Source organism: Bacteroidota bacterium, from assembly GCA_018698135.1.
Classification (GTDB): Bacteria; Bacteroidota; Bacteroidia; order CAILMK01; family JAAYUY01; genus JABINZ01.
This window is the reverse complement of record JABINZ010000078.1, coordinates 1-14,418: the sequence shown is the minus strand read 5'-3', so window position 1 is coordinate 14,418 and position 14,418 is coordinate 1. Positions and strand designations below refer to the sequence as shown.

The following is a 14,418-nucleotide window of genomic DNA, read 5'->3' as shown; positions in this document are numbered from 1 at the left end:
ATTTGTTCCAGGATACAAAAAAGTAGCCTTGCCAAATGCTGCCAAGGCTACGCAAGATAGTCTTTCATAGAAAGATCTTCTTCTTATGTAAAGATACTTTTTTCGTCTTTTACTTGGTTATTTAAACAGTACCTTTTTTTTGTGCCATTACTGTTTTGTAGAGAGAACAGTAATTCCCTCTATTTGAGACTGTTTCAACTAGGATTCAAGAAGTACATTTCTGATATACAAACTGGTCCAAGAACCGCTACGCAAATCCTTGAACCAGTTTTTATCCTATTACTGTCTCTTGCAGAGGACAGTGATGAACGGATTAGCCGAGGGTAAACCCATGGCTAAATTTCCATTCTCGACCTCCCTTGGCTGTTCGTGGGAGCATATTACCCCTGACAGGGTTCTAAACCCTGTCAGGGATTTACGTTTCCTAATATTTCTCTATCTTTACACTAACAAAAACTATTTATATGAAAAACACACTCTTTACAATACTACTTTCGTTTGCTCTTTTCAATTTTTTAAATGCACAGAATATTGATTCGTTTATGGTAAGTGACAATGCTCCAAATTTTTATGATTCAGTTTATTTAATTAATCTTTCAACAAATTATACATCCTTAGAATGGATTGTATCAAATACTTCATTTCATCCTCTTTCAGGATTTCCGAACGATTCTATTGTTATTGGACGTTTTAATAAAACTGGTTGTCATGATATCAGCCTGATTATCGGTAGGGGAACAAATTATGATACAATTACAAAGACTTGTGCTGTTCAGGTCTTTGACCGTGAACCACCTACATTGGTACTATTGAAACCAATAGACACAATTGAAGTGTATGATTCTTTTATTGACTGGGGATATCTAGTAATTGATAATTATTGTGATGAAAGTAGTATAAAAGTATATACCTCCGGATCAATTGATTCTTCTATTCTTGGATTGGGTTCTTATAAAATTTGGGCAGTGGATTGTGAAGGAAATTCTTCTGATACACTAACGCGAGAAGTCTGGGTTTTGGATCGAACTCCTCCAGTAATTGAATGGAAAGGTCAGGTTTTCTATTATGTATATCGCTGGGATTCTTTGAAATTCAACCCACTGGACTCAATAATTGTAGCTGATAACTATGATAAAGAAGTCACTGTTGATCTCAGCGGTAACTATTATTCACATTTCCTTAAAGACCATTCATTGGGATTCTATTATATTTCGTTTATTGCTTCAGATTCATCTGGAAATAAATCTAAAGAATTTAGAATTTATATTGAATCTGTTCCCTATAGCATTAATGAAAATAATCATTTGAATTATACGATATTCCCCAACCCAAACTCAGGCCACTTCACCATTGAAAACCAAAACCCAAATCAAGCCATCCATTCAGTTTCCGTATTTAATCAAATGGGGCAAGAGGTTTACTTCAAGGAAATTGATCGTTCACAAACCGGACTTTTAGAAATTGAAATCAGACAGCCATCAGGGATTTATTTCATTCAGGCAAAAAATGAAAAAGGAATAAGTTTATCTAAGATTTTAATTGAATAATAGATGAACGAAATGAACTCACCCCTAGCCCCTCTCTACTTCGTACAGAGGAGAATAGATTGTGCTAGTGAGGGATTTGGTTTGCCAATGATATAGGAATATGACCCATTCCTACTCACTGATTTATTGGAGAGGGGCTTAGAACTTTGTTTCTACTTTTGCTTCAGTGTACGCAAAAGAGAGTTCAATTCAAAATCCACAAAACCCTCTTTTCTTTACAAGCACATCTCTCAATACTAAAAACAAATTGAAGCACGATCTATTTCCTCCTCTCTGATTTTTTAGAGAGGGGGATTAAGGGGGTGAGTCAAATTCCCCTTAAATTGCACTTCAATTAATTCATTTCACAAACCAATGGCTGAAGAAAAAGTAGTACTCGTAAACGAACAAGATGAAGTAATGGGTCTGATGAACAAAATGGAAGCCCACGAAAAAGCTGTTCTTCACCGTGCTTTTTCAGTATTTATTTTCAACAACAAAGGAGAAACCTTGCTTCAGCAAAGAGCTACAAGCAAATACCATTCACCCTTGTTATGGACCAATGCCTGTTGCAGTCACCCACGAGAAGGAGAAACCTATAAAGAAGCTGCACTAAGGCGCATGCCAGAAGAAATTGGCCTGACAACAGAAATTGAAGAAGCCTTTTGGTTTGTTTACAAAGCTGATGTTGGGCAAGGACTTACTGAACATGAACTCGATCATGTTTTTATAGGCCATTCTAACGATGAGCCAGAATTAAATCCTGAAGAAGCCTGTAATTACAAATGGATGAAGGCTGAAGATGTTAAAAAGGACATAACCAACAATCCTGGTCTCTACACCGAATGGTTCAAAATCATTTTCAATAAATATTACGAACATATTGAGCTTAAATAATTTCTGCTTATTAACTCCATTTCACAGAATTCTCATTTTCTTTATCTTTACTCATAATTCTTTTCGATTAAACCTGTCAATTATGAAGAAAGTCATTGCATCTGTTATATTGGTTTTCAGTATCACCTTATATACACAAGCCACAATAATTCACGTTGAAAAAGGAACCACCTATCCAACCATTACCTCTGCTTTAGCGATAGCAATGCCAGGCGATACATTGAATGTGTATGGTGTGATTTCTAAAGATGGGATTCCACAAAATGGTATTGTGCTTAATATGGATATATGCATTCAAGGTCAAGGAAAAGAGTCGACTTATATTGAAGCAACTCAGGAAGGATTGGTAGCAGACAGAAGAATATTTACCATATTGGCTGGAAATACGGTTACTATAAAAACCCTCTCTTTGAGATTTGGACATGTTGATGCATCTGGTGGAGCTATTGAAAATCTAGGAATATTGAACCTGAATAATTGTTCTATTTATGGATGTCAGGGGACTTATGGAGGAGCCATCCGAAATGGGATTGGTGCAACACTCAGCCTTTACAAAACAGCAATAGAATTTAATTCAGCAACTGAAAGAGGAGGTGGTATTAATCACATAGGTGAAATTCTAAACATCAATAATTGTAGAATTGAAAATAATGAAGCCGATGAAGAAGGAGGTGGTATTCAAATAGAAAACGCTAACTCCTTAATTGTTAACTCATCCATAGGCAACAATAAACTAACAAGTAAGACAAAGCTTCTCAATGGCATGGGCATATTTATTGGAAACTCCAATGGGAATCATGTTAACAGTTTTGTAAATGTGACGATTTTTAGAAACAAAGCTTATCAGCAAGATACAATTAGTGGCTGCGGTGGAGGAATAGGATTAATATCTACAGCCGGAAGAAGTTCTGTTATTTTATTCAATTGCACTATTGCAGAGAATGAGGCTGCCTGTGGAAAAGGAATACAATCATATACCTATAACGATAGTACTTTAAATGAGTTTTACATGTCCAATTGTATCATTGCAAATGGCACTTCTGATAACTATTTTGACTTTAGTGATGGGGGCAAAAACCTAATCTATCGAAAATACACCATTCTTTCAGATAGTAGTATTGCTGTAGAAGGCGATAGTAATCTAAATGGAACAGATCCGCAGTTTGATCATCTAAGCGATATTCCTTTTGAGCCTTCCTATTACAGCTTATTAGATGGCAGTCCGGCAATTGATGCAGGCACCAACCTGAATGCACCAGAAAAAGACCAAAGAGGTGCTACAAGAATTGGACAAACGGATATAGGTTCTTTTGAATATGGGGGAGTGCTAAGCCAACCAGAATTTTCTGAAGACAATAAAGCAATAAGCTACCAGATTTTCCCAAATCCATCCAAAGCTGTATTTAACATCATTTCTCAAAATGCTTCAAAACTCGATGTTTTTGTATATGATCAGTCTGGAAAATTGCTTCTTTCAAACAGTACAAAAAATCAAATGGCTATCATCGATATTGGCAATTATCCATCAGGCATATATTTCTTAAAGCTAATCGACAACATGCATGTTGAAACGGCTAAACTGATAAAGTACTAGTATCCGATAAATTCTAAATAATATTCCAGTAAATTTGGATAAAATTAGATATGTCTGCGGCTATGAAAACCAAAGAAATTGCCATAGGAATTGATATTGGAGGTACCAATACAGTATTTGGATTTATTGATAAAAGAGGCAAATGTCTTGCAGAAGGCAGTGTTCGGACTGCAGAATTTTTGGAATTCCATGATTTCATTAAAGCACTTTGGGAATCAATTGAAAAAGTGGCTGCAACAATCAAAACCAAAATTGATATTAAAGGGATCGGAATAGGTGCTCCAAACGGCAATTTTTACAATGGAACCATCGAATTTGCTCCAAACCTAAGTTGGAAGGGCATTATTCCGGTAGCTAAAGAATTCAAAAAACTCAGTAGACTTCCTGTGGTTTTAACCAATGATGCCAATGCTGCTGCTATGGGAGAAATGATGTATGGTGGGGCAAAACGATTAAAAGACTTTATCGTTATAACATTGGGAACCGGACTCGGGAGTGGCATTGTCGTAAATGGGAATGTGCTTTATGGTCATGATGGATTTGCAGGAGAAATCGGACATGTAATTGTAACACCCAATGGACGAAAATGCGGCTGTGGACGAAGAGGCTGCCTTGAAACCTATGCATCGGCTACAGGCATTAAAAGAACAGTTCTGAAACTACTTTCAGAAAGCGGTGAAGATTCCATGTTAAACGGACATACAATTAAAAGTCTTTCAGCAAAAATGATAGATGAAGCTGCTTTTAAGGGAGATCCTATCGCTATCGAAGCTTTTGATTACACTGGAAAAGTATTAGGAGAAGCTTTAGCCAACAGTATCGCTTATACAAGCCCAAAGGCAATATTTCTTTTTGGAGGACTGGCACAGGCAGGCAAGTTAATTTTCAAACCCACAAAAAAACACATGGAAAAATCTCTTCTCAACATTTATAAGAAGAAAGTAAAACTATTGCCTTCATCCCTTAAAGGAGCTCATGCTGCTGTATTGGGAGCCAGTGCATTGGTTTGGAAAGAACTCCTATAATCCCCACTATGTAACAAATTACAATTAAGCGTTTTCATTCATTTTACGTATATTCGAATAAGAAATGTAAAAAGATGAAAAAAATAATTACAACCCTCTCCTTATTACTTTTTTTCTTAAGCAGCTTTGCACAGGATATCAATTTTTCTCATTATTCAAGGAGCCGATTGTATAATAATCCTGCTTATGCTGGTTTTTCAGATTATCCTGAATTGAACGTAAATTACCGAAAACAGTGGCCAGGTTTGTCAAACTCAAATCAAGGAACATATATTGGATATGACTTTTCTATTGATAAAATAAACAGTGGCTTTGGAATTTATAGTTTATTAAATAATACAAATCATTTTACTTTTCATCGAGATATTAATATTCAGTATTCCTATCGTATCAATATTTCAAAGAAATTCTCTATTCAGCCAGGAATAGGTTTTGGTATTAACAATACATTCATCGATGTTTCAAAAATGACCTCAAACGATATAGCCTTTAATCCAAAAACAGGATTATGGATTGACCCTGCATTGGGTGATGTTTACTATGCGAATTTGGATGCATCCTTTGGCCTATTATTCAGAATTAAGAAATTCTCTAGTGCAGTTGCATTTTCTCATTTCAATGAATCAGCTTTATTTCATGATGCAGCTTATTTTAAGTATAACAATCCTAAATTTCATTTATTCGGATCCTATGTATTTGGTTTGACAAAAAAAATCAAATTTATACCGTCAGTAGTCTATATGAAACAGCAATCCTTTGTTCAAATGCATTATAAGTTTGATTTACTTTTGAACAGACTGGCTCTTGGTATTCATTATGGACATACTTCAGTAAACTCTACAAGTGTCTCCTTGTCTGCTGCTTATTATTTTAAGCGATTTGGAGTTCTGTATACACATGGTTTTAATATGTCAGATGTTATTGTTGGTATAAAATCTTCAGGAGAATTGGGCGTTTATTTCAGACCATCCATACGCGTAAACCGAAAGTCCGGTTATGGATTAGGCCTGTTCTAAACTTCTAAGGTTTTGAAGTGTCTAATGCATTAATTTTGAAAGAAAATCAATTTACAAATATGAAGAAGCATAGCATCTTTGTCATACTATTTCTTATCATTTGTCAATTAAGTTTAGCACAGGTGCTAACACCCATTACCGATTCTATTACAATGCGTGATGGAAAAAAACTGGCAGCCGATATCTATTTACCCGATACTGGAAAAACATATCCAGTTATCCTGATTCAAACACCATACAACCGTTTATATTATCGCATGGGACTTCCACTTCAAATTGGAAAGGATATTAAAAACAGTCCTTATGCAGTGGTTATTGTTGACTGGCGTTGTTTTTATGGATCCGCAGCATCCTGTAAAGCACTTCCTGAAAGAGGTAAAGATGGCTATGATGTTATTGATTGGATTTGTAAACAAAGCTGGAGTGATGGAAAAATTGGGACATGGGGACCATCTGCATTAGGAAAAATACAATACCTAACTGTAAAAGAACAACATCCCAATCATACGTGTGCTGTGCCTATTGTTGCTGGGTCTCAGTTTAATTATCAGGAATATTTTCCCAATGGTGTGTTGCGCACTGAATATGTTGATCAACTGGATGCTTTAGGTTACAACATGAAAAATACCTTGCTTCAACATCCGTATTATGATATCTGGTGGCAATATGTCGAAAATGCAAACATGTATCCTGACAAAATCAAAGTCCCAATGTTCTTGATCGGGGGTTGGTTTGATCACAATATTGATCTGATGTTTGATCTGTTTGACACCTTGGTTAAAGCCTCTGATCCTTCCGTTCGAGATTTGCATAAGTTCCTCGTTGGCCCCTGGTCGCACAATTCGGTTGGCAAAAAAGAAGTGGGCGAACTCGAATTCCCAGAAGCAGAAGGTGTCAGTGATAGTTTTACTCTTTTGTTTTTTGATTATTGGTTGAGGGGAGCAAAGAATGGGTGGCCTATTAATAAGAAGTATATCTTTAATGATATCTCTAAGCACTACGCGCACTACACGCCTATTCAAATTGAAGACATAGATGAATTTAAAAATCTGTCAAATCATGATACAATTAGCCTTTATTTGAATGAGAATAAACATCTTAGTAGTAAGCCCTATGGAAATGATTCAATTCTTTTAGTATATGATCCAAAAGATCCTTCCCCTACTGTTGGAGGACCAACCTTGAAACTTGATTTAAAACAAGGCCCTTGGAATATTAGCAACAGTGTTCTTGGAAGAAGCGATTACGCAATTTTCACAGATGGCTCTGGATTTCCAAAGCTTTTAGAAATTTTGGGAAAGCCTAAAGTTGACCTTTATGTTTCTTCAAACAGATATGATACTGATTTTTCTGTCAGATTATGTCTGTCTGAAGAATATTATCCATCTTCAGAACACTATATTGTAGCAGATGGAATCTATCGAATGAGATTCAAAAAAGGATTCAGTACATCAGACACCCAATCAATAGTACCGGGAAAAATATATAAGATTACAATAGAACTACCTTATACAATTTATTTTTATAAGGAGCCTGCAGCCTATCTGAGTTTAGTTGTTACTTCTTCAAACTATCCCAGATATGATATTAATCTAAACAATGGTAAAGACTTATATACATCAGGAGACTCATTAGTAGCTCATAACTATTTATATTTTGGAAAGAACTATCCTTCAAGATTATACTTTGATGGATATCATTTTTTAGGAGCAATTGAAGAATCTAACTCAAAATCATTAATCAAAACTTACCCTAACCCTACCCAAAATACCCTCTTTATCGATCCTCAATACCTCCAACCTCCATTTACCTATTCCATTTTTGATATGCGGGGAAAAGAATTGATGCAAGGAGAAATGAGGAGTAATGAAGTTTTCAGTTTGGATATTTCTGCATTAAACCCTCAAGTATATTTGATTAAAGTACATGGTGAAACTCAAACCAGCGTTTCAAAATTTATCAAGGTGGATTAATGTTCGGTGCTTCAAGCTACGAACAATAGGGACAGTATGTACTCCAATTAATAATATATCAATTTCTAGTTTTGAAGTAGGATCAATTCCCCTTCTTTGATTTTTCAGAGAAGGGGTTAGGGGTTGAGTTAAATTCTAGCTATGAACAACGAAGCGTACACTTCCGATATACATAAACAAAAAGGGCCAAGAACCGCTACGCTAATCCTTGAACCAGTTTTTGTCCCATCATTGTCTCCATTGCTGTTCGTGGCTTCAAGCTACGAACAACGCTGTCAAACAAGCTAGATAGCTTGTTTGACATGTAGTCCCGTATAACTTTCATCACATTTGATCAAATCAGCCAATAGTCCCTGAAAAACAATCTCTCCTCCCTCATCCCCACCTTCCAGACCCAAATCAACTACCCAATCTGCTTGTATAATTACTTGAAGATTGTGTTCTATGATGTATAAGCAATGTCCTTGAGCAATTAGTTTGTTGAATAGCTGCAGGAGAACATCAATGTCTTTTCTATGAAGTCCTTTTGTTGGTTCATCGAATAGGTAAAGGTTTTTATTTCCTTTGCCATTAATAATATCTGAAGCTAATTTTAATCGTTGACTTTCTCCTCCTGACAGTGTTCGGGTTGTTTGTCCGACTTTTAAATAACCTAAACCTGTTTGCTGTAGCAATCCGATTTTACCTTTAAGACTTCTATCCTCAAAATAGTCTTTGGCAGAGTCAATACTCATGTCCAACACATCAGAAATACTTTTGCCTTTTAACTTTACACTTTGTACTTGGTAATTATATCTTCTCCCCCTGCATTCTTCACAAACCGACCAGACATCAGCCAGAAAATCCATGCTGATTTTTGTTTGACCTAAACCTTGGCAATTGTCGCAATAGCCTGCTTTATTGTTAAACGAGAAATGAGATTTGGATAAATTCATTTTTTTTGCCTCGTCTGTATCTGCAAATAGTTTTCGGATGTCATCAAAGATTCCTGTGAAAGTAGCAACTATACTGGATGGATGATTGCTCACCTGATAATGTGTTACAGGAATAATGGAATCGAATTGCTCTAAACCACTAATCTGTTGACAATTAATCGCTTTTCCTTGAGCTGCTGAATCAGCCAATACGCTAAACAATAGCGATGTTTTGCCACTTCCTGAGACTCCTGTAAAAACAGTCATACCATTGGATGGAAGTTCAACATCAAAATCTTTCAGGTTATTTGCATTTGCTTTTTGAATTTTAATATTGAAGTCCAACTTAAGTGTTTTTGATTCTTTCTTTATAGTTTGCAGGGATGCTTCCGGTTTTCCAGCATACTGGACTTGGCCACCAAAATTGCCAGCACTCGGTCCCAACTTAATCACATGATCTGCAGCCTGAATAACATCTTCATCATGCTCAACAATGACCAATGTATTGTCTTGTTTTTTCAGTTCCTGAAGAATGGCTATCAAATTTTGAGTATCTCTGGGATGCAAGCCCACAGTGGGTTCATCCAAAATGTAAGTTATTCCGCAAAGTCCTGTTCCCAAGGAGGAAGCCAAACGCAATCGTTGAGATTCTCCTCCCGATAAGGTTGAGATAGTTCTATTTATATTTAAGTAGGACAAACCAGCTTTACTGATCATATTCAATTTGTGCAAAACCGGAGGTAAGATATCATTCAACACAATTTGACTTGTAGAATCAAGTTTATCCTGATCTATTTGACTAAAGAACAGTATGCTTTCGTTAATCGTTTTTGATGAAAGCTCAGCAATATCTACCCCTTGGAAAAGATATTCAAAACTTTGCTTATTTAATCGAGAACCATTGCAAGAAGAGCATTTGATTTCTTTCATGATAGGCAACATAGCATCTGCCCTTTTATCGGCATGCTTTCGCTGATATTCCGCATTGACTAAGTGACAAAAGCCAACCCATTTGCCTGTGAATTTCTCAACTCCTTCCATGTTTTTTCGCTTGTAATGCCAGTCAACTTTATAGTCTTTTTCACCCGTACCAAAAAGGACAATTTGCTTGGCATTTTCATCCAATTCATCCCATGGCTTTGCAAAATCAATAGAATTCTCTTTAGATATGCTTTGCAAAATAGCCACATATTGTCCATGAAAATCACCATAGAATTTCCCGCTTTTATGTCCATCCATTGCTCCTTGAAAAATGGATTTATTGGGATGAGAGATCAACTCTTCCTGATCACAAACAGTAAGTGTTCCAAGTCCTTTGCAAACAGGACATGCGCCACTTTCATGATTGAACGAAAAATGAGAGGCAGTTGCTTTATTTTCAACTTTCCATCCACATACACATATTCCGTTTACTGCTTTTGCATTGCATTTAGGACAAATGATATAGCCAATTCGAGAATACAACAAGCGATAATAATCGTAAACTTCACTCAAAGTACCAACTGTAGATCGAGCATTGGTATTGGAATTCCTTTGCCCGATGGCAACAACCGGATTCAGATTTTGAATTTCTTCAACATCTGGTTTATCCATGCTTTTCATTAATGTTCGGGCATAAGTTGAAACACTCTCCAAAAATCGTCTTTGTCCTTCAGCATAAAGTGTATCAAAAGCCAATGACGACTTTCCACTACCTGAAACACCCGTAATCACTGTCATCTTCCCCAGCGGAATATCGACATCAATATTTCTTAAATTATGTGTGGATACATTTTTAAGCTTGATGAAATCTGCTTCAAATGCCTTTCTTTCTTTTCTTGAAATGGACTGATGAGATAACTGAAGTGCCTTAGCGGTGAGGGTTTTGTTTTCATTAATCAATTGTTCAGGACTTCCTGAAAAAACAAGTTCACCTCCTTGCGTGCCACTTCCGGGGCCGAGTTCCACCAAATAATTTGCTGCTTTGAGCATTTCAGCATGATGTTCAATGGTAATGACCGTATGTCCATTATTTACAAGGCTTTGCAGTGATCGTATTAAAGCCTTAACATCCTTGTGGTGCAAGCCTGTAGTGGGTTCATCCAGTATATACAAAGTTTGTCCTTTGCTTGATTTCCAAAGTTCAGATGCTAATTTTATTCGTTGTGCTTCTCCTCCTGAAAGGGTGGTTGATGACTGCCCCAAACCTATATACCCCAATCCCAATTCCTGCATGGTTTGGAGGATTTTCAAGATAGCTTTTTGATCCTCAAAAAACAGACAAGCCTCATCAATCGTCATTTCCAAAACATCATTAATGCTTTGCGAATGGTATTTAACAGCCAGCGTTTCTGCATTAAATCGTTTCCCATTGCAATGTTGACAGATCACATCCACATTGCCTAAAAAGTGCATACCAATTTGCTGATAGCCAGCACCTTCACATTCCTCACAGCGTCCTCCTTTCACGTTGAATGAGAAACGGCTTTTGTCCCAGCCCTTACTTTTCGAATCAGCCAGCTCTCCAAAAAGCTTGCGAATCAGGTCAAATACCTTGGTGTAGGTAGCCGGATTTGAACGTGGAGTTCGGCCAATCGGACTTTGATCTATAAATACATGCTGACTGAAAATTTCAGCTCCATGTGTTTTGGGTATAATGGATTTCTCAATTAAGGATTCAACCAAGGAAGATTTTCCAGCTCCTGAAACACCACAGATAACATTCAAAGCTTTGGACTTGAATTCCACTGTAATGCTTTTTAGGTTATTTCTTGATGCATTTTTAAGCCAGAAACTCTTATTCTCATCTGACAAAGGAAGCTTTTTGCTGCTTATATTATCTCGTCCTGAAAGCCAATTTTGCGTATGACTATTATCAATTTCATTTGCAGGATTCAATAATTCTTCTATTGTATCGCAGAAAACAAGTTCACCGCCTTGCGTGCCGGCATCAGGACCAATATCAATTAAATGATCTGCAGTACGAATTGTTTTTTCATCATGTTCAACTACAATAAGCGAATTGCCATTCTCTACCAAACTGTGCAAAACCTCCAATAATTTGTCCTGTTCGCTATCATGAAGGCCAATACTGGGTTCATCAAAAACATAAGTCACACCTTACAAGCCATTAGTAATTTGATTGGCCAATCGTATGCGCTGGGCTTCCCCTCCTGATAGCGAAGTGGATGAACGATCCATTGTCAAATAGGAAAGTCCGAGTTTATTCAGAAGCTTTGTTTTACCGCATATTTTTTCACTGATTGATTTAACTCCAATATGTTCAGATAGTGTTGTTGTTGAAAATAATTGCTCTAATTCTTCAATGCTTAATGCACTATAATCAGCAATTGATTTGTCGTTAAATTGAACCGAGAGAGCATCGGTGTTTAGCCTGGCTCCCTCACAAACAGAACAGCTCTTACTTTCTACAAAGCGCAAAATATTCTTGTTTCTATCCCGATTCAGAATAACTTCCATAACCGGAATAATGCCTTTGTAATGACCTTCTTCGCGCGGTTTAGCTGTTATTCCCGACCATTTCATTCTCGATTCCAGCGTATGTTTGCCGAAAGGAATGGTAATGATATCACTGCCAAAAAGAATGATGTCTTTTTGTTCCCGGGTCATTTCATGCCAGGGGATATCAATATCAAAACCATGCGCATTGCAAACCTGATTCAACACATCTAGTGTGACCTGAGAGTAAATGATATAACCATTTGGAGCAGTAATCACCAATGCACCTTCACGTATTGTTTTTGAATGATCAGAAATAAGTAAGTCTTCTGAAATTCTATCTTCAACGCCCAAACCTTTGCAATTAGGACAAGCTCCTTTTGGATGATTGAAGGAGAATAGTTGTCTTTCAACTTTGAGTTCTTCATTTTTTGAGTGCCCAAATCGGGCAAATAGTAATCTCAGATAATCGTGAAGTTCGGTTAGTGTCCCTACAGTTGAATGTGGATTTCTAATTACAGTTGCCTGATTCACTGCAATGGTTGGGGTTAAGCCTTCAATGGATTCTACGTTTGGTCTTTGAAGTTTTGAAATTAATTGCCGGGCAGAGGATGAAAATGTTTCGAGGTATTTTCGTTGTCCCTCTCTGAATATCGTATCAAAAGCAAGCGAAGATTTTCCAGAACCTGAAACTCCTGTAATAACCACAAATTTATTATGAGGAATTTCAACATCAATTCCTTTCAGATTGTTTTCCCGAGCTCCTTTAATTGAAATAAACTTTGACACAATTGATTTTCTTACAAAAGTAGGCTTTCGATGAAAAACTCTTAGAATTAGCTTTTCACGAATTGCTGTTCCTTAATTGTGATGACAATGTTGTTCGTAGCTTGAAGCTTCGAATAGCCTAGTATTAATTAAAGTTCAGTCCAACACTGTCCTCTTTGAGAGACAGTGATGGAACATGAAAAATGAAGAAATCTGCTAGTTCAGACATCTGGGAAAATGCTTTGCGGTTGAAAACGATCAGGGAGGCAAAGTCTGAAGACTTTTAATTATTAAACGATCCAAGAGACGCTTTGCTTAACTCTTGAATCAACATTAGGAAAAATTACACTATCTTCAATTCTCAATTGCTCGTTGCTTGAAGTTACAAACAGCTTACGGTTAATTAAGGTTCAGTTCATCACTGTCCTCTTCGAGAGACAGTGATGGGACATGAAAAACGAAGCAATCTGCTGGTTCAGACATCTGCGAAAATGCTTTGCCTTTGAAATCGATCAGGGGGACAAAGTCTCGAGACTTTTTATTATTAAACGATCCAAGAGACGCTTCGCTTAACTCTTGAATCAATATTAGGAAAAATTAAGCCATCTTCATTTCCTTCGGCATAGAGCCCAAATTCCTTCTCATCCAATAATGGAATTTATGCATACCTGATCCAAACTCCATCATAGGACATAAACCATACACATAGTCCAGATTATTTTCTTTACAGTATTCAATCGCCTCATCAGTGGCTGAACCTTTACCAACTCCTTTTTGGAGCCAGACTCGTTCAATTCCTGCATCTATTGCATCTTTGACCAATTGGAGTGTCGCTTCTGGTTTGGTTGAAATAATCAAAGATTTTACTTCAGCAGGTAATGATTTTAAATCATTGTAACATTTCTTTCCATCAATTTCGTCAGCATGTGGATTTACAGGATAAGTTGTAATTTCCACCTTATCCAATTCCTTCATAAGCGCGTTTCCCCATTTACCTTTTGTACGTGAAACACCTGCCACTGCAATATGCTTTTGATTTTTGAAGTTGTCAACTGTTTTTTTCATTTCTAATGTGCTTTGTTTCAACAAGAAATATAGAAATTATATACAGATACTGAACATATAATGAAAAAAAGAGTCATTTACTACAATCAGTTAAGATTTAAGTAACTCCATACCGATTAATGATGAAAGCCTTATTTTTGTATAATAATTACGCTTTGAAAAAAGGAATGAAGAGAATAATTAAATATATTTTAAAGCAGTT

9 protein-coding genes are annotated in these 14,418 nt (G+C 36.6%); 6 read left to right on the top strand and 3 right to left on the bottom strand.

Features of this window, described 5'->3' with window-relative positions:
* The first annotated feature begins 464 nt into the window (after window positions 1-464).
* The 6 genes from HOG71_04685 (at window position 465) to HOG71_04660 (ending at window position 8,031) form a co-directional block, all read left to right on the top strand.
* Window positions 465-1,547: a T9SS type A sorting domain-containing protein gene (locus HOG71_04685; protein ID MBT5990127.1), complete on the top strand. Its 1,083-nt coding sequence runs from the start codon at window positions 465-467 to the stop codon at window positions 1,545-1,547.
* Between the two features lie 354 nt (window positions 1,548-1,901).
* Window positions 1,902-2,423 (top strand): isopentenyl-diphosphate Delta-isomerase, encoded by a 522-nt coding sequence (gene idi / locus HOG71_04680; protein MBT5990126.1) that lies wholly within the window; start codon window positions 1,902-1,904, stop codon window positions 2,421-2,423.
* 82 nt (window positions 2,424-2,505) lie between these two features.
* Window positions 2,506-4,017 carry a T9SS type A sorting domain-containing protein gene (locus tag HOG71_04675; protein ID MBT5990125.1) on the top strand — a complete coding sequence of 504 codons (1,512 nt, stop codon included), beginning with the start codon at window positions 2,506-2,508 and terminating at the stop codon, window positions 4,015-4,017.
* 62 nt (window positions 4,018-4,079) lie between these two features.
* Entirely contained in the window at window positions 4,080-5,042 is a 963-nt protein-coding gene (locus HOG71_04670) for an ROK family protein (GenBank protein MBT5990124.1), read from the top strand.
* Between the two features lie 74 nt (window positions 5,043-5,116).
* The gene (locus tag HOG71_04665) at window positions 5,117-6,058 is read left to right on the top strand and encodes a PorP/SprF family type IX secretion system membrane protein (protein ID MBT5990123.1); all 942 of its coding nucleotides are present in this window, start codon (window positions 5,117-5,119) and stop codon (window positions 6,056-6,058) included.
* Window positions 6,059-6,117: 59 nt separating this feature from the next.
* Window positions 6,118-8,031, top strand: a complete 1,914-nt coding sequence (locus HOG71_04660) for a CocE/NonD family hydrolase (GenBank protein MBT5990122.1) — start codon at window positions 6,118-6,120, stop codon at window positions 8,029-8,031.
* 284 nt (window positions 8,032-8,315) lie between these two features.
* Here the strand turns inward: HOG71_04660 and HOG71_04655 are convergent, their stop codons facing one another.
* From HOG71_04655 to HOG71_04645, 3 genes are all read right to left on the bottom strand, one after another.
* Window positions 8,316-12,041, bottom strand: coding sequence for an ATP-binding cassette domain-containing protein (locus HOG71_04655; GenBank protein ID MBT5990121.1), 3,726 nt, complete (start codon window positions 12,039-12,041; stop codon window positions 8,316-8,318).
* 3 nt (window positions 12,042-12,044) lie between these two features.
* Window positions 12,045-13,172: a hypothetical protein gene (locus HOG71_04650; GenBank protein ID MBT5990120.1), complete on the bottom strand. Its 1,128-nt coding sequence runs from the start codon at window positions 13,170-13,172 to the stop codon at window positions 12,045-12,047.
* A gap of 576 nt (window positions 13,173-13,748) precedes the next feature.
* Window positions 13,749-14,216, bottom strand: coding sequence for a CoA-binding protein (locus HOG71_04645; GenBank protein MBT5990119.1), 468 nt, complete (start codon window positions 14,214-14,216; stop codon window positions 13,749-13,751).
* Between the last annotated feature and the right edge of the window lie 202 nt (window positions 14,217-14,418).